Raw genomic sequence first — 22,409 nt, forward strand, 5'->3', positions numbered from 1 at the left:
ACTGCAACGGTGATGGCACCCGCGGGGCCATGACCCAGGACACAACCCGGTCAGGAGTCGAACTTGTAGCCCAGGCCGCGGACGGTGACCAGGTGCTGCGGGTTCGACGGATCCTTCTCGAGCTTGGACCGCAGCCGCTTCACGTGGACGTCGAGGGTCTTGGTGTCACCGACGTAGTCGGCGCCCCAGATCCGGTCGATCAGCTGCCCACGGGTGAGCACCCGCCCGGTGTTGCGGAGCAGCATCTCGAGCAGCTCGAACTCCTTCAGCGGCAGCCGGATCTCGGCGCCACCGACGGTCACGACGTGCCGCTCGACATCCATCCGGACCGGCCCTGCCTCAAGGGTGTCCGGCAGCAGCTCAACGTCCTGACCCCGCCGCAGGACGGCGCGGATCCGGGCCAGCAGCTCGCGCGGACTGTAGGGCTTGGTGACGTAGTCGTCCGCACCCAGTTCCAGCCCGACCACCTTGTCCACCTCGGTGTCCTTGGCACTGACGATGATGACCGGGACGTTGCCCCGGCTGCGCAGCGCCCGGCACACCTCGGTACCGGACAGGCCCGGCAGCATCAGGTCGAGCAGCACGATGTCCGCGCCGGCCCGGTCGTACTCGTCCAGCGCGTCCGGCCCGGTCTCCGCGACGGCGACCTCGAAGCCTTCCTTGCGCAGGACGTACGACAACGCGTCGCTGTAGCTCTCTTCGTCTTCGACGACCAGCACTCGGGTCACGAAGCTGTCTCCTTTGTGATCTGCCCTGACGGGGTAGGCGTCAGAGTGACGGCCGGCTCCTCCTGGCTGGGGGAACCGGTCTGGCCCTCCGCGGAATCGAGCCGCAGTGGGAGTCTCACGGTGAATGTGGAGCCTTGCCCTTCGACACTCCACACCCGTACGTCGCCGCCGTGAATCGAGGCGATGTGCTTGACGATGGACAACCCGAGCCCGGTGCCGCCGGTCTCCCGGCTGCGGGCCCGGTCCACCCGGTAGAACCGCTCGAAGATCCGCTCCAGGTCGCTGGTCGGGATCCCGACCCCCTGGTCGCTGACCGTCACCTCGACCAGGTCACCGATCGGGTGCGCGGCGACCGCGACCCGGGTGCCGTCGGGGCTGTAGTTGACCGCGTTCTCCACCAAGTTGCCGATGGCGATGGACAGCTGGTCCTCGCTGCCCATCACCTCCAGGCCGGGCTCGGTCTTCACGACGATCTTGATGTCGCGGTCCTCGGCGTCCACCCGGCAACGGTCGACGGCGGCGTCGATCACCTCGTTGATGTCGACCGAGTGCGGGTGCTCGAGCGGGTCGTCGCCCTGCAGCCGGGACAGCTCGATGATCTCCTTGACCAGGCGGCTCAGCCGGGAGGCCTCGATCCGCATCCGGTCCGAGAACCGCTGCACCGCCTCCGGGTCGTCCGAGGCCTCGGAGACCGCGTCGGCGAGCAGGATGAGCGCGCCGACCGGGGTCTTCAGCTCGTGACTCACATTCACGGTGAAGTCGCGCCGGATCGCCTCCAGCCGCCGTTCGCGCGTGCGGTCCTCGACCAGCACCAGCACCAACTGGCTGCCCAGCGGTGCCACCCGGGCGCTCACGTACTGCGTGGCGCCGAGCCGGCCGCGGACGATCTCCAAATCCTGCTGGCGAATCTCGCCGTCGCGGCGGACCGAGCGGACCATCGTCAGGATGTCGTCGACGACCAGCCGCTCACCCCGGACGATGCCGAGCACGTGCGCCGGAGCGCTCGCCTGGAGCACCTGGTCCTCGGGACCCATCACGACCGCGGACGAGCGCAGTACCGACAGAACCGTCGCGACTCCACCCGGTACGGCGGGGTCCGGGGACTCGGGGATCTTGCGCTGAGAGCGTTCGGAAAGCATCATCGCGCCGAGTGAAAGGAGGGCCAGGGCTGCGCCAATGACGCCGCCCAGCACCGCAGCCAGCGTGGGATCCACAGCACCGATGCTACGCGGGCAACCAGCAGGGAAAGACCGAATGAGCACCGGATGACCGGGACACGTCTCAACTGTTCATCAGGCGTTCACCACTCGTCGCCGACCGGCAACCTCGACGGCATACCGTCACCGTTGGGCGGGTACTGGCCTGTCCGGCACCGGGCCACGGGCACACCACAGATCGGAAACGAACACAATGCGTGACAGTTACCACGAGCAGCTCGACGACATCCTCGCCGAGCTCGAGCGGATGACCCGGACGGTCTCGACCGCTGTCCGCCGGTCCACCGCCGCCCTGCTGGAAGCCGACATCCGGCAGGCCGAGGACGTCATCGCCGCCGACATCCAGCTCGACGCCGCCGGTGAGGGTGTCGAGGAGAAGGTCTTCGAGCTGATGGCCCGCCAGGCCCCGGTCGCCAACGAGCTGCGGATGCTGGTCGCCGCCCTGCGGATGGTCGCCGACCTCGAGCGGATGGGCGACCTCGCCGCCCACGTCTCGAAGATCGCCCGCCTGCGCTACCCCTCCCCGGCCATCCCCGCCGAGCTGCACGACGTCATCGCCGAGATGGGCTCCGTGGCCGGCCAGATGGTCGACGCCGCCGGTGACGTCATCAAGACCCGCGACGTCGACGCCGCCACCAAGCTCGAGGCGACCGACGACGAGATGGACAAGCTGCGCAGCAACCAGTTCCGCCAGATGATGGACGACAGCTGGCCGCACGGCGTCGAGGTCGCCGTCGACATCGCCCTGCTCGGCCGCTACTACGAGCGCATCTCCGACCACGCCGTCTCGATGGCCCGCCGCGTCGTCTACCTCGTCACCGGCGAGCTCCCCGTCGCCATCGGCGGTACGGCGGCCGGCTCCGGCGCCGGTGCCTCCACCCCCAACCCCAACGGCAACAACTGACCCACGCCGTACAAAGTAGCCCTCGGCAACCACTTGGTCGCCGAGGGCTTCTCGTTGCGCGGACCCGTCTCGGCCCCCTGCCCGGCTAACGTCCGAAGACTCGCGGGGCGTGGTCGGCGTGTCTTCGGACGTTAGCGCTCATGCGATCAAGCCCGTACGACGTTGAGCACGGCCCGACCACCTCGGGGCGCGAAATGTGGTTGGTGGGTGCACAAGGTGTGCTGCCCGTAAGACCTTGAGCACCGCTCAGTCATCTCCGCGGGCAGGAACTGGTTGGTGGGTGCTCAAGGCGACCCGCTTCCACAAACCACACCTTCGGCCGCCCGAAAAGCCCCATTTGATGGGCTGACCCATCTCGTGACGGGAGGGCTAACTGCATGCGGTTGGCCAACCCGCCACCAGACTAGTCAGCCCACCAGATGCGTTCTGCTGACTAGCACAGTCGACGCCGAATCACCCCGCCCCAGTAGCAGGGAGGCGGTTGTCCACAAGGAAAAAATCGGCGGCTGGACTGGGTGGCCGGCTGGATACGTTCTTTGGCATGAACGCATCAGATATCGCCGACCTGCTGGCCAACCCCTACGATTTCAAGGATCCGACATCGCTGACTGGTCCGGAGTTGCTGGCCGAGTTGGACGCGCTCCACGCCCGACAAACGTTACTTCTCTGGATACAGCTCCGGCTGCTCGAGAGCAATCCGGAGGTCGTCGCGACTCATCCCGACCTCCAGGACAAACTCGACTTCCTTCGGACGCTCGACCTCGAGGAGGTCAGCGGCCCTGGTTCTTGACGGCTTCGATGGCTTCGGCGGCGGCCTTCGGGTCCAGGTATTCGCCGCCGGGGGTGACGGGCTTCAGGTTTTCGTCGAGTTCGTAGAGGAGGGGGAGGCCGGTGGGGATGTTGAGGCCTACGACGGTGGGCTCGTCGAGGTTGTCGAGGTGCTTGACGAGGGCGCGCAGGGAGTTGCCGTGGGCCGTCACCAGGACCGTCTTGTCGGCGCGGAGGTCGGGGACGATGGCGTCGTACCAGTAGGGGAGCATCCGGGCCACGACGTCCTTGAGGCACTCGGTGGCGGGGATGATCTCCGGGGCGAGGGCCGCGTAGCGGGGGTCGCCGGCCTGGTCGAACTCGGAGCCGCGCTCGATGGCGGGCGGCGGGGTGTCGTAGGAGCGGCGGAAGAGCATGAACTGCTCCTCGCCGAGCTCCTCGAGGGTCTGCTTCTTGTCCTTGCCCTGCAGGGCGCCGTAGTGGCGCTCGTTGAGCCGCCAGGAGCGGCGGACGTCGATCCACTGGCGCTCGGCGACCTCGAGGGCGATGTTCGCGGTGCGGATCGCCCGGCGGAGCACGGAGGTGTGCAGGACGTCGGGGAGCAGGCCGCGGTCGCGGAGCAGCTCACCACCGCGGTGCGCCTCCTCGACGCCCTGGGCGTTCAGGTCGACGTCGACCCAGCCGGTGAAGAGGTTCTTGGCGTTCCACTCGCTGTGGCCGTGGCGGAGCAGGATCAGGCGATAGGTCATGAGGCGAAGCCTACTTGGGCTCCAGCCAGCCCTTGAAGGCGTCCAGATTGCGGGTGGATTCGCCGCGCGAGATCCGCCAGTCGTACTCCTTGCGGATCGACGTGGCGAAGCCGAGTTCGAGGATCGTGTTGAACGACGAGTCGGCATACTCCAGTACGGCGCCGAGCAGGCGGTCGACCTCGGTCGGGGTGATCGCGTGCAGCGGGACCCGGCCGTCCAGGTGGATGTCGCCGAGGTGGTCGATCGCGAAGGCGACGCCGTACATCTTCAGGTTCTTCTCGAGCAGCCAGCGGTAGACGGTCTCGTGGTTCTCGTCGGGGTGCCGGGCCACGAACGCGTGCACCTGGACCGCCTGGGCGCCGACCGTCAGCGCGACCGTGGTCTTGAGCTTGCGCTCGCCCGGCAGGTCGGCGCTGAACACGCCTGGGGTGGTCTCGGTGAACTCGATCTCGTTCTCGGTCAGCACCTGACGGATCACATCCGCCGCGGACACTCGCATTCAGAACACCTCAGCAGCCATCGTCTCCGCCGCGGTCCGGTACGCCGCCAGCGTCTTGCGAGCGGTCAGTTCCCAGCCGAAGCCTTGCGCATGCTTGACCGCCGCCCGGCTCATCGTCTCGCGGGTGACCGGATCCGTCGCGATCCGGGCCAGCGCGTCGGCGAAGTCGTCGACCCCGTGCCCGTCGACCAGCAGCCCGGTCTGGCCATCCGCCACCGCAGTCGTCAGCCCACCCACGGCCGCCGCGACAACCGGCGTACCGCAGGCTTGAGCTTCTAACGCGACCAGACCAAAGGATTCCGAGTACGACGGTACGCAAACGACCGACGCGGCTCGGTACCACTCGGCGAGACCACTGCGCTCCATCGGCTTCACGAACCGGGTCACGTCGTCGACCCCGAGCGCCCGCGCCAGCTCGGCATGCGCTTCCGGGTGCTCCATCCCGTTCCCCGACGGACCGCCGATGATCGCCACCACCAACCGAGAACGCAGCGACGGGTCCCGCTCCACCATCCGAGCAGCAGCGCGGATCAGCAGGTCCGGCGCCTTCAACGGCTGGATGCGCCCGACGAACGCCAGCACGATCGCGTCCTCCGGTACGCCGACCGTGCGCCGGGCCGCGGCCTGATCGCCAGGGACGAAGACCTCCAGATCGACGCCAGGGTTGACGACTTCGACCTTCCCCGGTTGAGCGCCGTACAGGCTGATCAGTTCCTGGGCCTCGTCCGGAGTGTTGGCCAGCAGGCGATCCGCGGACTCGACCACCTGTTCCTCGCCGATCAACCGAGCGGGCGGCTCAGGTACGTCGCCCTCGGCCAGGCTGGCGTTCTTGACCTTCGCCATCGTGTGCATGGTGTGCACGAGCGGGATCGCCCAGCGGTCGCGCGCCAGCAGACCGACCTGCCCGGACAACCAGTAGTGCGAGTGGATCACGTCGTACCAGCCGGGCTCGTGGATCGCCTCAGCGCGCAGCACGGCGCGGGCGAACGTGCACAGCTGGGCCGGGAGCTCGTTCTTCGTCAGGCCCTCATAAGGACCGGCAGCCACGTTGCGAACCGTCACGCCAGGCAGCAGCTCGACGCGCGGCGGGAGCGCCGAGGTGGTCGCCCGGGTGAAGACGTCGACCTCGATCCCGAGCTCCGCGAGCTGTTTGGACAGCTCCACGACGTACACGTTCATGCCGCCGGCATCACCGGTCCCCGGCTGGTCCAGCGGCGAGGTGTGCAGACTGATCATCGCGACCCGCCGCGGCGGACGGTCGGCGGACGGCGGCAGACTCACTCCGCCAGCGTACGCCGGTAAGTAGAGCTACCTCCCCCATGGGAGGCGGACTGAGCCCACTGTGCTGCGGGCCGTGCGCCGAAAGCATGAAGACATGCACAAAGTCCTCGCCGAAGTACGCACGTGGCATCGCCCGCTGATGCTGATGGTCTCCGCCATGGCCGCCCTGGTCCTCGTCGCCGCCGTCGGTCTGCTGGTCGACAACCGCACCATCCTGAACGAGTCCGTGTGGCTCAAACCGTTCAAGTTCGGCATCGCCTTCGTCCTGTACGGCGCGACGCTCGCCTGGCTGTTGTCCCGGCTGCGCAAGGCCAAGCGGTTCGGATGGTGGGTCGGGACCGTGTTCGCGGTCACCGGCGTGATCGACGTCGGCTTCATCGCGGTGCAGGCCGCGCGCGGCACGTTCAGCCACTTCAACTCCAACGCTGACACGTTCAACCAGGTGGGGCAGCAGGTCTTCATGTCCGGAGTGCTCGGCCTGTTCGGCGCGAGTCTCGTGGTCGCGATCATGCTGCAGTTCCAGCGGGTCGGCGACGCACCGCTGAACCGGGCGATCCGGACCGGCATCGCGCTGGCCGTGGCCGGCATGGGCCTGGCGTTCTACCTGGTCGGCTCCACCGGCACCAAGACCCAGACCACGGATGCTTACGGCAACCCGGTCACCCTGTCCGGCAGCCATGGCATCGGCGTTGAGGCGGGCGGTCCCGGTCTGCCGCTCACGCACTGGAGCACGGTCGGTGGCGACCTGCGCGTCCCGCACTTCATCGGGCTGCACGCGATCCACGCGCTGCTGGCTGTCGTCGTCCTGCTGAGCCTCCTTGCGGCCCGGGTGACCTGGCTGCGTCCGGAGCGGGTTCGCGCCCGGCTCGTCGGTGCGGCTGCCATCGCCTACACCGGTCTGATGGTAGCGACCAGCACGCAGGCCTTCCGCGGCCAGTCGGTGATCCATCCGGACGGTCAGACGCTGGGGATCTTCGGTGGATTCGTCGCAGTCGCAGTCGCCGTAGTAGCGCTCGCGATCACGACAGCCCGTCGTACCGAACGTCCGGTCACCGAGGAGCGGGTGCTGGTCTCTTGAGACCGATACCACGAGTGGCGAGCCAAGGCCGCGTGCTGTCCCGCGCCTCTCGCCCGAGTGTCGGAAGCGTGTCCTCGAGTGGAAGGACCGTGTTGCCAGATACCGATTGCCAGCGGCAATCTCCTCCCACTCGCCGTCGCCACACCGGTTCACAGAACCCTGCCGCCATCCACCGGACAGCTGATTTGGTCTCACGCCACCAGTGGTGGCGTGAGACATCTTGTGACTGCCGGAGACCTGTTGCCAGAGGTCTCCGGCCCCAATTTCCTGTCTCCGGCCGCAAGTGGTGGCTTGGGACAACAGCAACCCCGGCCCGTCTGCCGCTGCACTGGTCACCGGGGGTGGTCCTGCTCCGGCCAAGTGGGCGTGGGTGAGACGGGCGAACCGGATGCGCCGGACGTTTGCGAGACTGAAGGTATGACTGCGAACCGTCCTCTTGCCGTGGTGACCGGAGCGAGCAGCGGGATCGGGGCGGCGACCGCCCGCCGGCTCGCCAAGGATGGCTTCGAGGTGATCGCCGCCGCCCGGCGGCTGGATCGGATCGAGGCGCTGGCCAAGGAGATCGACGGCCGTGCGGTGCAGTGCGACGTCACGTCCGCCGAGGACGTGGCCGCACTGGCCGCGACGGTCGGTGACCGGCTGGATCTCCTGGTGAACAACGCCGGCGGCGCGTTCGGCGCCGAGCCGGTCGCGGAGGCCGATCTGGACGCGTGGCGGCGGATGTTCGAGGTGAACGTGATCGGCGTCGCCGCCGTCACCAAGTCGTTGCTCCCGGCCCTTATCGCCGGGCAGGGCACGATCATCGTGATGGGTTCGACGGCCGGTCAGGTCGCCTACGAGAACGGCGGCGGGTACGTCGCCGCCAAGCACGCCGCGAAGGCGGTCGTCGACACTCTGCGGCTGGAGCTGTTCGACCAGCCGGTGCGAGTGAGCGAGATCGCGCCCGGCATGGTGAAGAGCGAAGGCTTCGCGCTGACCCGCTTCGAAGGCGACCAGGCCAAGGCCGACGCCGTGTACGCCGGAGTCGCCGAACCGCTCACCTCCGACGACATCGCCGACATCGTCAGCTGGGTCGCCGGCCGCCCGCCGCACGTCAACCTCGACCGCATCACCGTCCGCCCCCGCGCCCAGGCTGCACAGCACAAGGTGCACCGCGTGCAGTGAAGCGTGGCCCGCGGATCATGGACCGGCAGGCGCCCGCCAGGCGACGTTTTCGTGGATACGAACGGTGACCGGTAGGATAGAGCTGCTGTGCCTTGCGTCGAGTGGCCGAGATCTCGTGACTCACCAAGACGATTCACGACACACCGTAGCCACCGCCTGACACCCAGTCTACTGCTTGGAGCGCTTCCCCATGCCTGTCCGTAACGACCTGCGCAATGTCGCGATCGTGGCCCACGTCGACCACGGCAAGACCACCCTGGTCGACGCGATGCTGTGGCAGTCCGGCGCCTTCGGCGCCCACCAGCACGTGGACGAGCGGGCGATGGACTCCGGTGACCTGGAGCGCGAGAAGGGCATCACGATCCTCGCCAAGAACACCGCCGTCCGGCACAAGATGGCCAACGGCGAGCAGATGACGCTGAACATCATCGACACCCCCGGCCACGCCGACTTCGGTGGTGAGGTCGAGCGCGGCCTGTCGATGGTGGACGCGATCGTGCTGCTGGTGGACGCCTCCGAGGGCCCGCTGCCGCAGACCCGGTTCGTGCTCCGCAAGGCGCTGGCCCGGCGGATGCCGGTGATCCTGGTGGTGAACAAGGTCGACCGTCCGGACTCGCGGATCTCCGAGGTCGTCGACGAGACCTACGAGCTGTTCATGGACCTGCTCGACCACGACGCCGACCAGAGCGCCCTGGACTTCCCGGTCGTCTACGCCTCGGCGCGCGCCGGCCGGGCCTCGCTGACCGCCCCCGCCGACGGCACCCTGCCGGACTCCGAGGACCTCGAGCCGCTGTTCGAGACGATCCTGGCCAACGTTCCGGCCCCGGAGTACACCGAGGGCGCGCCGCTGCAGGCCCACGTGACCAACCTGGACGCCTCGCCGTTCCTCGGCCGGCTCGCGCTGGTCCGGGTGCACGAGGGCACGCTGAAGAAGGGCGCCCAGGTCGCCTGGTGCCGCCACGACGGTTCGATCCAGAAGGTCAAGATCACCGAACTGCTGGTCACCGAGGCGCTCGAGCGCGTCCCCGGCGACTCGGCCGGCCCGGGTGACATCGTCGCGATCGCCGGTATCCCGGAGATCATGATCGGCGACACCCTGACCGACCCGGACAACCCCAAGCCGCTGCCGCTGATCACCGTGGACGAGCCGGCCATCTCGATGACGATCGGTACCAACACCTCGCCGCTGGCCGGCCGGGTCAAGGGCACCAAGGTGACCGCCCGCCTGGTCAAGGACCGGCTCGACCGCGAGCTGGTCGGCAACGTGTCGCTGAAGGTGCTGCCGACCGAGCGTCCGGACACCTGGGAGGTGCAGGGCCGTGGTGAGCTGGCGCTGGCCATCCTGGTCGAGCAGATGCGCCGCGAGGGCTACGAGCTGACCGTCGGCAAGCCGCAGGTGGTCACCCGCGACATCAACGGCAAGAAGCACGAGCCGGTCGAGCGGCTGACGATCGACTGCCCCGAGGAGTACCTGGGCACCGTCACCCAGCTGCTCGCGGTCCGCAAGGGCCGGATGGAGCAGATGACCAACCACGGCACCGGCTGGGTGCGGATGGAGTTCCTGGTCCCGGCCCGCGGCCTGATCGGCTTCCGGACCGAGTTCCTCACCGACACCCGCGGTACCGGCATCGCGCACCACGTCTTCGAGGCCTACGAGCCGTGGTTCGGCGAGCTGCGCACCCGCCCGTCCGGTTCGCTGGTCTCCGACCGCACCGGCGCCGCGACGACGTACGCGATGATCAACCTGCAGGAACGCGGCACGATGTTCTGCGAGCCGGGCACCGAGGTGTACGAGGGCATGATCGTCGGCGAGAACTCGCGCGCCGACGACATGGACGTCAACATCACCAAGGAAAAGAAGATGACCAACGTCCGCTCGAACGCGGACGAGTTCGAGAAGCTGGTCCCGGCCCGCAAGCTCTCGCTCGAGCAGTCGCTGGAGTTCTGCCGCGAGGACGAGTGCGTCGAGGTCACGCCGGACGCGGTCCGGATCCGCAAGGTCGCGCTGACGCAGATCGAGCGCGCCAAGCTCGGCCGCAAGAACAAGGCCTGACACGTCTTTTCGCAACACGGTTCGGCAACGTCGGTCCTGAGGACGCGCGCTGAAATACAGGGGTGTGATACACCCTTTTTCGGCGCGCTCCGGAAAGTTTCTTCCGGATCGTTACCAACCAGACGTCCGCTGCCGACGTCTGACTCTGTGAAAAGCAAAACTTCAGTTGGGGGAAGGAAAGACCATGGGCATTCTGCGTAAGCTCGGCGCCACCATGACCGCCGTCGCATTCGTGGGGGTCGGCGCTCTCACCGCCGCCACGACGGCCGAGGCCGCGACCGTGGCACCCAAGACCGCCGTGGCCGTGCCGCAGAAGGCAGTCGCCAAGACCAAGTACATCGGTCGCTACCACCTGGACCCGCGGTGCATGAAGGGCCGCACGATGTGCATCAACAAGAAGACCCGCAAGCTGGTCTACCTGGTCAACGGCAAGACCGTGTACGTCCTGGACGCCCGCTTCGGCACCAGCAAGACGCCGACCCGCAACGGCGCCTTCAAGGTGCAGCGCAAGTCCAAGAACCACGTCTCGACGCTCTACAAGTCGAAGATGCCGTACGCGATGTTCTTCAGCGGCGGCCAGGCCGTCCACTACTCGTCGGACTTCAAGGCCCGCGGCTACAACGGCGGCTCGCACGGCTGCGTCAACATCCGTGACAAGGCCAAGCTGGCCAAGATCTTCGCCCAGATCAAGGTCGGCGACAAGGTCGTCGTCTACAGCGGCTGATCCACAGCACTCTCACAGCGGCCGGGGCCTACGCCTCGGCCGCTGTTGCTTTCCCGAACGCCTTGTACAGCCGCGGTTCCACCAGACAGAACTTCGCCGTGACCACCCCACTCGCCGTACGACGAAGTGTCCGCACGGCGATGTCCGCCGCGGACTGGGCCGGCCAGCCGAAGATCCCGGCCGACACCGCCGGCAGCGCCAGCGTCTTCACGCCGAGCTCGTCCGCGATCCGCAACGCATTGCGGTAACACGACTCCAGCAGCGCCGGATCCTGTTGCCCAGCGGTGTAATTCGGCCCGACCACATGGATCACGTACGACGCGGGCAGCCGCCCGGCCGTCGTCCACGCCGCCTCACCCGGTGCTGCTCCCCGGGGGTAGCGCTCGATCAGTTCGGCGAGGATCTCCGGACCGCCCGCTCGGTGGATCGCGCCGTCGACGCCGCCACCGCCGCGCAGGGCGTGATGGGCGGCGTTCACGATCGCGTCGGCGCCCACCGTGGTGATGTCCGCCGTACTGAGAATGATGTCCATGCGGTGCTCCGGTCACGAGTTGCACACAAAGGGTGCGGTTGGCCTGGTGGGCAATTTACGCTGGGGGGTCAACAAAATTGGCTGTGAGGACGTCCTACGGGGTAACGGGGACAAGGTCGACGGAAGGATGTCCGATGCGCGCGCTGATCATTCGCAACGTGGTGGCCGGGCTGGTGGCCGGGGCGACGGTGGTGGCGGTGGCTGGGGCCGGAGTGGTGGCCAAGGCCGCGTCCGTCGAGGTCAAGGCGGTGCCGTTCGAGGTCAGTGGGCAGCTGCCGATCTATCCGAAGGCCGTCTACAAGTACGGCGCTGTCAGCGTGAGCGTGCGGAAACTGGAAGCCCGCTTGATCCAGTTGAAGCTGCTCGACAAGCAGTACCTGGACAACGAGTACGGGACGATGACCCGGAGTGCTGTGAAGAAGTTCCAGCAGTCCAAGGGGATTCCGCCGCTCGGGTATGTCGACCAGAACACCTGGGCCAAGCTCACGGCCGCCACGAAGGAGCCGACCCAGAAGGAGCTCTACCCGCCGGTGCCGGTGGTCGACGGCCGCAAGCTGGACGCCCGCTGCTCGACCGGGGTCGCGCTGTGCATCGACAAGACGACGCGCAAACTCCGGTACGTCGTCGATGGCGTGGTGAAGATGCAGATGGACGTCCGCTTCGGTGCCGTGAAAACGGCGACCCGCGAGGGCGGCTTCACGGTCGGCTGGAAGAGCCGTGACCACGTGTCGAAGCTGTACGACTCGAAGATGCCGTTCGCGATGTTCTTCAGCGGCGGCCAGGCGGTGCACTACTCGTCGGACTTCGCGGCCCGCGGCTACAACGGTGCGTCGCACGGCTGCGTGAACGTCCGGGACCTGGCCAAGATCAAGATCCTGTTCGACCAGGTCCACGTCGGCGACAAGGTGATCGTCTACCGCTCGTAGGCAGCCCTCAGAGCGGACGGGGGCCGCGCCGGCGGCGAATCCCCCAGCCGCCCCGGCCACGGCCGGTGGCGGCGCGCAGGGCGGGCCGGGCGTCGACCAGGTAGACCCCGGCGGCGGCGATCCCGATCAGGCCGAAGAAGCTCAGCCATCCCTGGAAGAGCTGGCTCAGCGAGAAGACGACCAGGATCAGCACCCAGCCGGGCTTGGTCAGCTTGTCCGCGGCGATGAACACCGCCCGCGGCCGGAAGGCCGCATCGACGAGCGCGACCAGCTTCAGCGCGAGCAGCACCCACCAGATGATCTCGAACGGGCCCGCGAACCCCGGGAAGAGGTTCGGGAACGTGGCGAGTGGGAGCATGCCCCGAGCCTAGCCGAAAGACCGGGCGGCCCACCCCTGTGATCCACAGGTGCGGGCCGCCCAGGCGCAAACATTTACCCAATGAGGGGTGACTACTACGCTCAGTCGCCGATCTTGGCGGCGGCGTCGGTGGTGGCCCTGGCGGCCGTCTTCGCGGTCTTCTTCGCGGCGGTGGTGGTCGCCTTGACGTTGCGCTGCGCGGTCTCGGCGGTCTTCTTCACCGTGGTCCGGGTGGCCTTGGCCTTGCTCACCGTGGTCTTCGCGGCGGCCTCCAGGTCCTCGGTGGCCTTCTGCGAACGGATCCGCTCGACCAGCTCCTTGCCGCGGCCGGCCAGGTCCTCGTAGGTCTCCTCGGCCTGGCCCAGAACGGTGGTCAGACCGGCCTGCGCGACGGCCGGCAGCTCACGGAGCTTGGCCGGTGCGGTGCGGGCGTCGGCGACGAGCGCCTCGAAGCGCTTGGTCAGCTCGGCCTGGCGCTTGGTCAGCTCAGCGGTGAGCTCGCTCTGCCGCTTGCTGAACTCGGCCTGCACGGTCTTCTGGTCCAGCTTGGCGAACCGGGTCGTGACGTCCTCGCTGACCGCGCGGAACTTCTCCACGGCCAGGTCGCCGGCGCCGGCGATCGCGTACAACGGGGTGACAGGGGTGCGGGTAGCCATCAGGCTTCTCCTTGAATTTTCGGCGAGTGGGTACTGCGGGGTCGTGCAGGGGTCTTCTTGGCCGTCGCGGCCGCCTTCTTCTTCGGCGGCGCTGCGACAACGGTCTCGTCGGCGGGTGTGTTCTCACGGACGAAGGAGCCGTACACATCCAGCAGGACCCGCTTCTGGCGCTCGTTGAGCGCCGGGTCGAGCAGGATCGCGTCGACCACACCGGAGGCGCGCCGACCATTGGCACTGCCGTCCGAGCTGTCGTCCGGATCAAGGATGCCGGCCCGTACGTACAAGGTCTCCGCAGAGATCCGCAACGCCTTCGCGAGCTGCTGCAGCACATCGGCCGACGGTTTCCGCAGGCCGCGCTCGATCTGGCTCAAGTACGGGTTCGACACACCTGCCAGGTCGGACAGCTGCCGCAACGACAACTGCGCCTGCCGCCGCTGCTCGGCAAGGTACTCACCAACGGAGCCCACCGAACCGGCAACACGATCACTCAACCTGGCCATGTCCCCAGTGTGCTAGCAGTCTGCTTGCAATTGCAAGCAGACGCGCCGTGACCTCACTCACGCACTGGGTAATGCGCCGTTAACCGAGCGCGGGAGCGTGCGGCCGAACCGACCCCACCGGTACGCCGCCACCCAGCAACGGGAACTCCAACTGCTGCTCGATCACCTCGTGCTCGATCCCCAGCTTCCGCAGCACTGCTGCCATCACCACGGCCCGTGCCCGCGGCGTACCGTCGTCGATCTTGACCGCGATCCCACGACCGTCCTCGAGACCCACCGCATACACGGCCTCGGCACCCACCTTGCAGAACAGGCCCGGGATCGCGCGCATCAGCGCGGTCTCGTCGCGCATACTCCCGCTGGCGTACTCGGGGTACGCCCGGCAGGCGTCCTTCACCTTCGCCTCGAGGGTCCCGGGCGCGGCAGCGGCGAACAGACCGAACGACCGCGCCAGGCCGGCCAGACTGATCGCGAGGATCGGCGCACCACAGCCGTCGACAGCGACGTACGAGACCTTCTCCCCCGCGGTGTCCTCGACCGCTGTGCGGATGACCTGCTGGAGTGGGTGATCGGGAGCGCGGTAGGTGTCGAGCGGCCAGCCGTTGACCACGCAGGTGAGGAGCATCGCCGCGTGCTTGCCCGAGCAGTTCATCGCGATCGATTCCTGGCCGTGCCCGGCACGCACCCAGGCGTCGCGTACGGCGTCTTCCAGCGGGTACGCCGGAGGGGTCTGCAGCGCGGACTCATCCAGCTTTCCAAGGGCGAGGATCTCGCGGACACCGTCGATGTGGAACGGCTCACCCGAGTGGGAGGCCGCTGCCAGCGACAGCAGTTTCCCCTCCAGGGGAAGGCCGTGGCGGAGCATCCCCAGTGCCTGCATCGGCTTGTTGGAGGAACGGGGGAACATCGGCTGGTCGGTGATACCGACCGACCAGGAGACACTGCCGTCGGGGTCGGTGACCACGACGGAGCCTCGGTGGTGGCCTTCGACGAAACCACTGCGGACGACATCGGCCAGGATCACAGGTTCGCTCACGGCACGAACTGTACGGCCTGGATGTCAGGTGCAAAAAGCGATCTTGCGAATGATCCGGCTCACAGCCGGGAGCGGACGTGCAGGCCGACCTCAGGGTCGACCAGGAGCTCCTGGGTCGCGGTGACCGTCGGCTGGTCCACGGCGACCACCTCGAGGATGGCTTCGGGGTCGACGTTGCGCTTGACCAGTGCGAGCGCGATCGGGCCGAGCTCGTGGTGCCGGGCCGCGGAACCGATGAACCCGATCTGCTTCTCACCGGCCCGTACGGCGTACCCGTGCGTCGGCAGGTGGTCGACCGAACCGTCCAGCAGCAGACGCACCAGGCGGCGCGGCGGGCGGCCGAGGTTGTGCACGCGGGCGACCGTCTCCTGGCCGCGGTAGCAGCCCTTGTCCAGGTGGACGCCGACGCCCAGCCAGCCGAGCTCGTTCGGGATCGCTCGCTCGTCCATGTCCAGGCCGAACCGCGGATGACCGGCCTCGATCCGGAGCGCCTCGTACGCCCAGATGCCGGCTGCCGGACCCTCCAACGCTGCGAGCTCTGCCCGCGGCAGGAAGACCTCGTGTCCGCCCAGCGAGTCCGCGCCGGAGCGGGTCAGATGCTCGCCGGTAGCCGGTCCCGGCCGCCAGACGATCGCGTAGTCGTCCGTCACGTCGGTGATCTCGACACGGGACATGAAAACCATCTTCTGCAGCCACTCGATGAGCGCGACCGACGCACCCGGTTCGGTGTGCACCCAGAACGTTTCGCCGTCATCGACGCCGTACATGGCGTGCTCGACGTGGCCGGTCGGGGACAGCAGGAGCGCGGTGGTCGACGTACCGGGCTTGAGGCCTTCGAAGTACTGGGAGGTGATCGCGTGCAGCCAGGTCAGCCGGTCCGGGCCCTTGATCGTGACGACGTCGCGGTGCGACAGGTCGACGAAGGCCTCCCCCGCGACGATCGCGCGTTGCTCCCGCAGATCCGAGCCGTAGTGCGCCGCGACTCCGGCGTCGAGTCCATCGGCCTCGACGGCGGCGGGCCGGTCGAGCAGGGGGCTGCGGGTCCGTGACATGTCACCAGAGTACGTCGCCCGGCGTAGGGCGATCGCCTCCCTCCGTGGGATGTGGACAGGGTGGGCTTGCGGCCAGGCTGTGGGTAAACACAGTGGAAGGAGACAGACGATGAGCGACAGGCGATTCCGGTTCGGGGTGGCGGGTAGCCCGACGAGCGGCGCGGAGTGGATGACGACGGTACGGCGGGCGGCGGAGCTGGGGTATTCGACCGTGCTGATGCCGGACGGGCTGCAGCTCCCGTCGCCGTTCCCGTCGCTGGCGATGGCGGCCGCGGTGGCTGACATCCGGGTCGGCACCTTCGTGGCTGCCGCGCCGCTGCGGACGCCGCGGCAGACCGCTTGGGAGGCGCACACGCTGACCTTGCTGACCGACGGGCGGTTCGAGTTCGGGATCGGTACCGGACGGCCGGTCGCCGAGAAGCAGACGGCCGACGTCGGTCTGCACTGGGGTACGGCTCGCGAACGCCGTGAGCAGGTCATCGAGACGCTGGAGATCCTGCGCGAACTCGACGGCGAAGTCCGGACGCCGATCATGCTCGCGGCCGGCGGCCCCAAAGCCCTCGCCCTCGCAGCAGAACGCGCCGACATCGTGTCCCTGGCCAAGGACGCCACCACACCCCGCGAGGAGGTCGCCGCCCTGGCCGCCGAACTCCGCATCCTGGCCGGCTCCCGAGCCGACGACATCGAACTCGCCATGAACCTGCTCGCCGCCGGCACCCGCCCCCTCCCGCCCTGGACCAAACGAGCCGCCGGCGTAGACGCCGACACCCTCGAGTCCATGGACTCCCTGATGCTCCTCCGCGGCACTCCCCAAGAGATGGCCGACGAACTCCAACGCCGCCGCGACACCATCGGCGCCACCTACATCTCCGTCAACGCCGGCTACCTGGAAGACCTGGCCCCGGTGATCGAACTCCTGGCCGACAAATAGCGGACCGCCCCCACTGACCAACCTCCCCCACCAGGTCTCCCCACGCTCACCACCCACCGAATCCACCCCGCGCGCGGAGGTTGGACAGTGGTGGGCGTCCGCACCCACCCCAGCACCACCCTCAGTTGTGGCGGCCTGGCGGTCCGCGGCGATCGCCGTACAGACGGTCCGCGATCGTCGTTCAGCCCTGCCGGGCGCAGCGAGCGTCGTACAGGCGGTCCGCGGCGACCGCCGTACCGGCCTGCGGGCCGCGGCCATCGTCGTACGGGCCTGTGGGCCACACTCCGCCGCGACGACGCACCTGCCCCTCCGCGCATTTCAGGGGATCTCCCCTCAAGTTGTCGCTTCTCTGTTCAAAATTTGAGGGGAGAACCGGCAATGTGGAGGGATATCCGTTCAAATGCCGCCGGGGCGGGCTGACCGGACCGGGTGGGCGTGATCCCGGGACAAGGACCGGGTGGGATCAAGGCGGGGGGTGCGATCAAGCCGGGGGTGCGATCAAGCCGGGGTGGGCAGGGCACTGCCCGCCGGGCTGTGGCTCCGGCGGGCAGTGTGGGGGGGTGGAGGGGTGGTCAGGAGGTTTTCGGCTCGGCCGGTTCGGGGACGTCGCCGGCGTGGGTGTCGCCGGCGGCGAAGGCGGCTTCGTCGAAGGGGTCTTCGCCGGCGAAGACCTGGCGGGCCTGGTCCTTGTCGAAGTCGCCGACCCAGTGGCCGACCAGGACGGTGGCGACGGCGTTGCCGGCGAAGTTGGTCAGGGCGCGGGCCTCGGACATGAAGCGGTCGATGCCGACGATCAGGCCGACGCCGTCGACGAGTTCGGGGCGGTGCGACTGGAGGCCACCGGCCAGGGTGGCCAGGCCGGCGCCGGTGACACCGGCGGCACCCTTGGAGGCGATGATCATGAAGACCAGCAGGGAGACCTGCTGCCCGAGCGAGAACGGCGTGTTCATGGCCTCGGCGATGAACAGTGACGCCATCGTCAGGTAGATCGCCGTACCGTCCAGGTTGAACGAGTAGCCGGTCGGGACGGTGATACCGACGACGGACTTGCCGACGCCGAGATGCTCCATCTTCCCGATCAGTCGCGGCAGCGCGGTCTCCGACGACGAGCTGGACACGATCAGCAGGAACTCGCGGCCCAGGTACTTCAGCAGCTGGAAGATCGAGATCCCGGTGACCGACTTGAGAATGGTGCCCAGGACAACGATCACGAAGAGCGCGCAGGTGATGTAGAAGGCCACCATGATCTTCAGCAGGCTGACGAGCGCGGTCGAACCGGCCGCACCGACGACCGCGGCGAGGGCGCCGAAGGCACCGATCGGGGCGGTCCACATGATCATCGACAGGATCTTGAAGACCAGCTTCTGGATGTGCCCGATCCCGACGAGGACCGGCGTGCCCTTGGAGCCCAGTGCCTGGAGTGCGAAGCCCACCAGCAGGGCCACCAGCACCGTCTGCAGCACCTGCCCCTCGGTCAGCGAGGACAGCAGCGACTTCGGGATGATGCCGAGGATGAAGTCGGTCGTCGTCGCATGTGCACCGGCGACCTGCTTCTGGCCGGTCTCGCGGAGCTTGTCGGTCAGGTTCAGGCCGGAGCCGGGCTGGACGATGTTGCCGACCAGCAGACCGATGGCGAGCGCGACCGTCGACATCACCAGGAAGTAGACGAGCGCAAGGCCACCGACCTTGCCGACCGACGCCGCCTGGCGGACCGAGCCGATGCCGATCACGAGCGTGCAGAAGATGATCGGGCTGATCAGCATCTTGATCAGGTTCACGAATCCGGTGCCGAGCGGTTTCAGCTCGACCGCGAAATCCGGGAACAGCAGTCCGACACCGATGCCGAGCAGAGCGGCGACGATGACGGCGATGTAGAGGAAATGGGTCCGGTCGTTACGGACCGGGGTGGTGCGCGGTTCGGGGCTCGCCATGGTGGGACTCCTGTATCGGCCGGGCGGGCAGTGCGGGGCTTTGAAGCTACCGGGAGGGGTTTAGTAACTGTGACGTGACGCACAGGAGAAGTGCGCGTTTCGTTCATATCGTTCTCGGTGCAGACTGTCCGGTGTGAAACACCGGCCGTGGGAACTTCGTCGCCAGGTTCTCTGGCTGCAGACGGTCACGGTCTCGATCCTGATCGTGATGGTCTGGGCGTCCCTGGTCAGCCGGTCCCGCGCCCAGGCCCACCGCGACGCGGCCGCCGCCGGTACGACGCCGGAGGGCTGGTGGGACCTGCTCCGTTCCGACGTCCGCCCGATGCTCGGCATCGCCAGCTTGATCCTCGGTGTCGCGATCGCCGGTAACGCGCTCGTCACCTGGCGGGTCCGGCAGGCCACCCGCGGCATCGGCACCCAGGCGCTGGCCCGGATGCTCGACTTCTACGAGGGCGTCCTGCACGCGGCTCGGGAAGGCCTGATCCTGCTGGACTCCGACGGCCGGGTGCAGCTCGCGAACGACGAGGCGCTCCAACTCCTCGGCCTCAGAGCCGTCCCACCTGGTACGCCGATCGAGGAGCTCCACCTCGGCACGCCCCTGGCGGAACTGCTCCGCGACGGCAGGACGGCGTACGACGAACTCCACCTCGGCGCCGGCGGCGTACTGGTCGTGAATCAGCAACCGTCGCGGTCCGGCCGGATCGTCACACTGCGGGACCACACCCAGCTGCAGCGATTGTTGGGTGAGCTGGACGCGGTCCGCAGCCTGGCCGAGTCGCTGCAGGCCCAGAACCACGAGGCGTCGAACCGGCTGCACACAGTCGTCAGCCTGATCGAGATCGGCAAGCCCGAACGGGCCAGGGAGTTCGCAGTGTCGGAGTTGCAGTTCGCCCAGGCGATGACGGATCGAGTGGTCGGCACGGTCGGCGACCCGGTGCTGGCCTCGCTGCTCCTCGCCAAGCTGGCCCAGGCCCAGGAGCGCGGCGTCACGCTCACCCTCGAACTCGGCCACGAGGCGCTCAACACCCGGCTCCCGGCCCAGGACGTCGTCACCGTCGTCGGCAACCTGCTCGACAACGCGATCGAGGCCGCCCGCGGCGGACCGGCACCCCGCCGCGTCGAGCTTCGAGCCGGTACGACGGCCGACGCGATCGACCTGATCGTCACCAACACCGGCGCCGAACTGGGTGCGACCGAGCTGGCGCACATGTTCGAGCGCGGCTGGACCACGAAGGCCGAGCCAGGTCATGGCCTCGGCCTCGTGCTCGTCCGCAGTACGGTCGAGCGCTGGCAGGGCACCCTGATGGTCGACCCGGATTCCGAACTGGCCGACGTACCGGCGCTGACCGTGCGCGTCCGGCTGCCGCGGGCGGTGAGCGCGAGTGCCTGACCTGCGGGTCCTCGTGGTCGAGGACGACCCGGTCGCGGCCGAGGCCCATCGCACGTACGTCGATCGCCTGCCCGGCTTCACCTGCATCGGCATCGCCGGTACGGCGGCCCGCGCGCTGCAGGTGCTGACCCGGCCCGGCGTGGACCTCGTGCTGCTGGACATGAATCTGCCGGATGGTCACGGCCTGGACGTGGTTCGCCGAATGCGGGCCCAAGGCAACCAAACCGATGTGGTCGCGGTCACCGCGGCCCGCGAGGTCGCGGCAGTACAGGCGGCGGCGCGGATCGGCGTGGTGCAGTACGTGCTGAAACCCTTTGCCTACGAGACATTGCGTGACCGGCTCACGGCGTACGCCCGGCAACGCCGCGCGGCCGAGGCCGGCCAAGTGGTCGCCGACCAGGACGAGGTCGACCGTTTGTTGCACCCGGCAAGGACTTCATCAGTCCCGAAGGGCCTGGCCGGTTCCGTCCTCGACCGCGTCGTACAACTACTCGGCAACCGCGAAGGCTGGACCGCCGAGGAGATCGCCACCTCACTAGGCACGTCCCGCATCACCGCCCGCCGCTACCTCGAGCACCTCGCGGACCAAGGCCAAGCCCTCCGCACCCAACGCTACGACGGCCGCTCCGGCCGCCCCAAAGTCGAGTACTCCTGGGTAGCCGAAAGCTAACGTCCGAACGATCGGAGGGCCCGTCTCCGGGTTTTCGGACGTTACGTGGTCCGGGAGCTAACGTCCGAACGATCGGAGGGCCCGCCTCCGGATCTTCGGACGTTAAGTGGGTCCAGGAGCTAACGTCCGAAGGATCGCAGTACGTGGTCGGCGTGTTTTCGGACGTTGCGAATCGCTCGAGATTAGCGTCCGAAGGGGTGCAGTGCGTGGTCGGCGTGTTTTCGGACGCTAGGAAAATCAGGAGCGGACGAGGGTGGCCCAGAGGTGGGGCTGGAGGGGCTGGCCTTCGGCGGCCATGTCGTAGGCCCACATGAGCTCGCCCTTGACCAGACCGTAGAGGCGGTGGCCGGCGGTGACTTCCTTGGCCGTTTCGGTGCGGGCGACCACGTCGGTGCGCATCTCGACCTTGGCGCCCTCGATCTCGCCGTACCAGATCTCGGCGAAGCCGGTCGGGTGCGCGAGGATCACCTCGAGCTTGTTGTCCGGCTTCGGCCGCCAGAAACCGGTCTCGAGCGCCAGCGGACGCTCGCGCTTGCCGTCCTCGCCGACCACGTAGGTCTGGCTGACGTAGTGCAGGAACGGCTTGCCGTTGTGGCTGAAGTCGATCTGCTGCCCGAACTCGAACTTCTCGATGGTCGGGTAGTCACCGTGCCCGCGGCCCTCCCAGCGACCGAGCAGCCAGGCCAGCGGCATCAGGTCGGGGTGCAGGTTCTGCGGGATCTCGAACGCCATCGGGGTCGCTCAGCTCGCCTGGCGGCCGCGGAACAGCCGGTAGACGACGTAGGTCGAGAACCAGCCCATGAAGAGCGTGACCAGGACCAGCAGCGTGGTGAAGATGACGTGGAGCACGATCCCGAGTCTAGAGGATGGTTCGCGGGCCTTCGGCTACCGTGGCGTGATGTCCCGCACGCTGGTGATCAAACTGACCGCAGGTGCCGAAGAGGCCGAGCGCGCCAACCAGGCCTTCACGGTCGCCGCCACGGCGGTCGCAGCCGGTGCAGAGGTGTCGCTCTGGCTGACCGGTGAGGCGGTCTGGTTCGCCGTACCGGGCCGGGCCGGGGCCTTCGAGCTTCCGCACGCGGCACCGCTCGCCGACCTGCTCGCAGCGGTCCTGGAAGGCGGTCAGCTCACGGCGTGCACGCAGTGCGTGAAGCGTCGGGACCTGACCGAGGCCGACCTGCTCCCCGGGACCCGGATCGCCGGAGCGCCCACGTTCACCGAGGAGATCCTGGCCGACAACGCCCAAGCCATCGTCTACTAGC

Annotated in this window: 24 protein-coding genes; 11 read left to right on the forward strand and 13 right to left on the reverse strand. The window is 68.1% G+C overall.

The window, feature by feature from the left end:
* Positions 1–50 precede the first annotated feature (50 nt).
* Together ACFVWG_RS07055 and ACFVWG_RS07060 are read right to left on the reverse strand one after the other, a co-directional pair.
* A complete protein-coding gene (locus tag ACFVWG_RS07055; RefSeq protein WP_391542241.1) occupies positions 51–728 on the reverse strand; it encodes a winged helix-turn-helix domain-containing protein in 678 nt (225 codons plus the stop codon).
* Positions 725–1,942 (reverse strand): sensor histidine kinase, encoded by a 1,218-nt coding sequence (locus tag ACFVWG_RS07060; protein ID WP_391542242.1) that lies wholly within the window; start codon positions 1,940–1,942, stop codon positions 725–727. Before ACFVWG_RS07060 ends, ACFVWG_RS07055 begins: the two co-directional genes overlap by 4 nt.
* Positions 1,943–2,138: 196 nt before the next feature.
* Here ACFVWG_RS07060 and phoU point away from each other — a divergent pair, with 196 nt between their 5' ends.
* Positions 2,139–2,849, forward strand: a complete 711-nt coding sequence (gene phoU, locus ACFVWG_RS07065) for a phosphate signaling complex protein PhoU (protein WP_391542243.1) — start codon at positions 2,139–2,141, stop codon at positions 2,847–2,849.
* A 541-nt stretch (positions 2,850–3,390) separates the two neighbouring features.
* Positions 3,391–3,639 (forward strand): hypothetical protein, encoded by a 249-nt coding sequence (locus ACFVWG_RS07070; protein WP_391542244.1) that lies wholly within the window; start codon positions 3,391–3,393, stop codon positions 3,637–3,639.
* Here the strand turns inward: ACFVWG_RS07070 and ACFVWG_RS07075 are convergent.
* Genes ACFVWG_RS07075 through mshA form a run of 3 tightly spaced genes read right to left on the reverse strand, consistent with a single transcriptional unit; the run spans position 3,620 to position 6,101 of the window.
* The gene (locus ACFVWG_RS07075) at positions 3,620–4,366 is read right to left on the reverse strand and encodes a phosphoglyceromutase (RefSeq protein ID WP_391542245.1); all 747 of its coding nucleotides are present in this window, start codon (positions 4,364–4,366) and stop codon (positions 3,620–3,622) included. The genes ACFVWG_RS07070 and ACFVWG_RS07075 overlap by 20 nt on opposite strands.
* A gap of 10 nt (positions 4,367–4,376) precedes the next feature.
* On the reverse strand, positions 4,377–4,865 hold the full coding sequence (locus tag ACFVWG_RS07080) for a YbjN domain-containing protein (RefSeq protein WP_391542246.1): 489 nt from the start codon (positions 4,863–4,865) through the stop codon (positions 4,377–4,379).
* Positions 4,866–6,101, reverse strand: a complete 1,236-nt coding sequence (gene mshA, locus ACFVWG_RS07085) for a D-inositol-3-phosphate glycosyltransferase (protein ID WP_391542682.1) — start codon at positions 6,099–6,101, stop codon at positions 4,866–4,868.
* A gap of 139 nt (positions 6,102–6,240) precedes the next feature.
* Between mshA and ACFVWG_RS07090 the strand changes: the two genes are divergently transcribed.
* The 4 genes from ACFVWG_RS07090 (at position 6,241) to ACFVWG_RS07105 (ending at position 11,165) form a co-directional block, all read left to right on the forward strand.
* Positions 6,241–7,224 (forward strand): hypothetical protein, encoded by a 984-nt coding sequence (locus ACFVWG_RS07090; RefSeq protein WP_391542247.1) that lies wholly within the window; start codon positions 6,241–6,243, stop codon positions 7,222–7,224.
* A 417-nt stretch (positions 7,225–7,641) separates the two neighbouring features.
* Positions 7,642–8,388, forward strand: a complete 747-nt coding sequence (locus ACFVWG_RS07095) for an SDR family NAD(P)-dependent oxidoreductase (RefSeq protein WP_391542248.1) — start codon at positions 7,642–7,644, stop codon at positions 8,386–8,388.
* Between the two features lie 190 nt (positions 8,389–8,578).
* Positions 8,579–10,441 (forward strand): translational GTPase TypA, encoded by a 1,863-nt coding sequence (typA, locus tag ACFVWG_RS07100; RefSeq protein WP_391542249.1) that lies wholly within the window; start codon positions 8,579–8,581, stop codon positions 10,439–10,441.
* Positions 10,442–10,625: 184 nt separating this feature from the next.
* The gene (locus ACFVWG_RS07105) at positions 10,626–11,165 is read left to right on the forward strand and encodes a L,D-transpeptidase (RefSeq protein WP_391542250.1); all 540 of its coding nucleotides are present in this window, start codon (positions 10,626–10,628) and stop codon (positions 11,163–11,165) included.
* Positions 11,166–11,193: 28 nt separating this feature from the next.
* Here the strand turns inward: ACFVWG_RS07105 and ACFVWG_RS07110 are convergent, their stop codons facing one another.
* The gene (locus ACFVWG_RS07110) at positions 11,194–11,697 is read right to left on the reverse strand and encodes a macro domain-containing protein (protein ID WP_391542251.1); all 504 of its coding nucleotides are present in this window, start codon (positions 11,695–11,697) and stop codon (positions 11,194–11,196) included.
* Between the two features lie 134 nt (positions 11,698–11,831).
* On the opposite strand from ACFVWG_RS07110, the gene ACFVWG_RS07115 reads away from it, so the two are divergent.
* Positions 11,832–12,623, forward strand: a complete 792-nt coding sequence (locus ACFVWG_RS07115; RefSeq protein WP_391542252.1) for a L,D-transpeptidase family protein — start codon at positions 11,832–11,834, stop codon at positions 12,621–12,623.
* Between the two features lie 7 nt (positions 12,624–12,630).
* Here ACFVWG_RS07115 and ACFVWG_RS07120 read toward each other — a convergent pair whose 3' ends face one another.
* From ACFVWG_RS07120 to ACFVWG_RS07140, 5 genes are all read right to left on the reverse strand, one after another.
* Positions 12,631–12,981, reverse strand: a complete 351-nt coding sequence (locus ACFVWG_RS07120; protein WP_391542253.1) for a DUF2516 family protein — start codon at positions 12,979–12,981, stop codon at positions 12,631–12,633.
* Between the two features lie 101 nt (positions 12,982–13,082).
* Positions 13,083–13,637, reverse strand: coding sequence for a hypothetical protein (locus tag ACFVWG_RS07125; RefSeq protein ID WP_391542254.1), 555 nt, complete (start codon positions 13,635–13,637; stop codon positions 13,083–13,085).
* Positions 13,637–14,137, reverse strand: a complete 501-nt coding sequence (locus ACFVWG_RS07130) for a helix-turn-helix domain-containing protein (protein ID WP_391542255.1) — start codon at positions 14,135–14,137, stop codon at positions 13,637–13,639. The genes ACFVWG_RS07125 and ACFVWG_RS07130 overlap by 1 nt, the downstream gene beginning before the upstream one ends.
* Positions 14,138–14,216: 79 nt before the next feature.
* Positions 14,217–15,173, reverse strand: a complete 957-nt coding sequence (locus ACFVWG_RS07135) for an asparaginase (RefSeq protein WP_391542256.1) — start codon at positions 15,171–15,173, stop codon at positions 14,217–14,219.
* A 59-nt stretch (positions 15,174–15,232) separates the two neighbouring features.
* Entirely contained in the window at positions 15,233–16,225 is a 993-nt protein-coding gene (locus tag ACFVWG_RS07140) for a YgfZ/GcvT domain-containing protein (RefSeq protein ID WP_391542257.1), read from the reverse strand.
* A gap of 109 nt (positions 16,226–16,334) precedes the next feature.
* On the opposite strand from ACFVWG_RS07140, the gene ACFVWG_RS07145 reads away from it, so the two are divergent.
* Complete coding sequence (locus ACFVWG_RS07145) at positions 16,335–17,156, forward strand: LLM class flavin-dependent oxidoreductase (RefSeq protein WP_391542258.1); 822 nt, start codon at positions 16,335–16,337, stop codon at positions 17,154–17,156.
* Between the two features lie 572 nt (positions 17,157–17,728).
* On the opposite strand, the gene ACFVWG_RS07150 is transcribed toward ACFVWG_RS07145, so the two are convergent.
* Positions 17,729–19,087: a cation:dicarboxylate symporter family transporter gene (locus ACFVWG_RS07150; protein ID WP_391542259.1), complete on the reverse strand. Its 1,359-nt coding sequence runs from the start codon at positions 19,085–19,087 to the stop codon at positions 17,729–17,731.
* 133 nt (positions 19,088–19,220) lie between these two features.
* Here ACFVWG_RS07150 and ACFVWG_RS07155 point away from each other — a divergent pair, with 133 nt between their 5' ends.
* Positions 19,221–20,477 carry a sensor histidine kinase gene (locus tag ACFVWG_RS07155; protein WP_391542260.1) on the forward strand — a complete coding sequence of 419 codons (1,257 nt, stop codon included), beginning with the start codon at positions 19,221–19,223 and terminating at the stop codon, positions 20,475–20,477.
* Entirely contained in the window at positions 20,470–21,147 is a 678-nt protein-coding gene (locus ACFVWG_RS07160) for a response regulator (protein ID WP_391542261.1), read from the forward strand. The genes ACFVWG_RS07155 and ACFVWG_RS07160 overlap by 8 nt, the downstream gene beginning before the upstream one ends.
* A gap of 237 nt (positions 21,148–21,384) precedes the next feature.
* Here ACFVWG_RS07160 and ACFVWG_RS07165 read toward each other — a convergent pair whose 3' ends face one another.
* Positions 21,385–21,879: an FABP family protein gene (locus tag ACFVWG_RS07165; RefSeq protein WP_391542262.1), complete on the reverse strand. Its 495-nt coding sequence runs from the start codon at positions 21,877–21,879 to the stop codon at positions 21,385–21,387.
* Positions 21,880–22,045: 166 nt separating this feature from the next.
* Between ACFVWG_RS07165 and ACFVWG_RS07170 the strand changes: the two genes are divergently transcribed.
* Positions 22,046–22,408 carry a DsrE family protein gene (locus ACFVWG_RS07170; protein WP_391542263.1) on the forward strand — a complete coding sequence of 121 codons (363 nt, stop codon included), beginning with the start codon at positions 22,046–22,048 and terminating at the stop codon, positions 22,406–22,408.
* Position 22,409 lies beyond the last annotated feature (1 nt).

The organism is Kribbella sp. NPDC058245, from assembly GCF_042882005.1.
Classification (GTDB): Bacteria; Actinomycetota; Actinomycetes; order Propionibacteriales; family Kribbellaceae; genus Kribbella.

What these genes read in the sequence shown, in the direction of transcription:
- phoU (WP_391542243.1), top strand. Translation starts at nt 2,139, where the DNA reads ATGCGTGACAGTTACCACGAGCAGCTCGACGACATCCTCGCCGAGCTC.
- ACFVWG_RS07070 (WP_391542244.1), top strand. Translation starts at nt 3,391, where the DNA reads ATGAACGCATCAGATATCGCCGACCTGCTGGCCAACCCCTACGATTTC.
- ACFVWG_RS07075 (WP_391542245.1), bottom strand. Translation starts at nt 4,366, where the DNA reads ATGACCTATCGCCTGATCCTGCTCCGCCACGGCCACAGCGAGTGGAAC.
- ACFVWG_RS07080 (WP_391542246.1), bottom strand. Translation starts at nt 4,865, where the DNA reads ATGCGAGTGTCCGCGGCGGATGTGATCCGTCAGGTGCTGACCGAGAAC.
- mshA (WP_391542682.1), bottom strand. Translation starts at nt 6,101, where the DNA reads ATGATCAGTCTGCACACCTCGCCGCTGGACCAGCCGGGGACCGGTGAT.
- ACFVWG_RS07090 (WP_391542247.1), top strand. Translation starts at nt 6,241, where the DNA reads ATGCACAAAGTCCTCGCCGAAGTACGCACGTGGCATCGCCCGCTGATG.
- ACFVWG_RS07095 (WP_391542248.1), top strand. Translation starts at nt 7,642, where the DNA reads ATGACTGCGAACCGTCCTCTTGCCGTGGTGACCGGAGCGAGCAGCGGG.
- typA (WP_391542249.1), top strand. Translation starts at nt 8,579, where the DNA reads ATGCCTGTCCGTAACGACCTGCGCAATGTCGCGATCGTGGCCCACGTC.
- ACFVWG_RS07105 (WP_391542250.1), top strand. Translation starts at nt 10,626, where the DNA reads ATGGGCATTCTGCGTAAGCTCGGCGCCACCATGACCGCCGTCGCATTC.
- ACFVWG_RS07110 (WP_391542251.1), bottom strand. Translation starts at nt 11,697, where the DNA reads ATGGACATCATTCTCAGTACGGCGGACATCACCACGGTGGGCGCCGAC.
- ACFVWG_RS07115 (WP_391542252.1), top strand. Translation starts at nt 11,832, where the DNA reads ATGCGCGCGCTGATCATTCGCAACGTGGTGGCCGGGCTGGTGGCCGGG.
- ACFVWG_RS07120 (WP_391542253.1), bottom strand. Translation starts at nt 12,981, where the DNA reads ATGCTCCCACTCGCCACGTTCCCGAACCTCTTCCCGGGGTTCGCGGGC.
- ACFVWG_RS07125 (WP_391542254.1), bottom strand. Translation starts at nt 13,637, where the DNA reads ATGGCTACCCGCACCCCTGTCACCCCGTTGTACGCGATCGCCGGCGCC.
- ACFVWG_RS07130 (WP_391542255.1), bottom strand. Translation starts at nt 14,137, where the DNA reads ATGGCCAGGTTGAGTGATCGTGTTGCCGGTTCGGTGGGCTCCGTTGGT.
- ACFVWG_RS07140 (WP_391542257.1), bottom strand. Translation starts at nt 16,225, where the DNA reads ATGTCACGGACCCGCAGCCCCCTGCTCGACCGGCCCGCCGCCGTCGAG.
- ACFVWG_RS07145 (WP_391542258.1), top strand. Translation starts at nt 16,335, where the DNA reads ATGAGCGACAGGCGATTCCGGTTCGGGGTGGCGGGTAGCCCGACGAGC.
- ACFVWG_RS07150 (WP_391542259.1), bottom strand. Translation starts at nt 19,087, where the DNA reads ATGGCGAGCCCCGAACCGCGCACCACCCCGGTCCGTAACGACCGGACC.
- ACFVWG_RS07165 (WP_391542262.1), bottom strand. Translation starts at nt 21,879, where the DNA reads ATGGCGTTCGAGATCCCGCAGAACCTGCACCCCGACCTGATGCCGCTG.
- ACFVWG_RS07170 (WP_391542263.1), top strand. Translation starts at nt 22,046, where the DNA reads ATGTCCCGCACGCTGGTGATCAAACTGACCGCAGGTGCCGAAGAGGCC.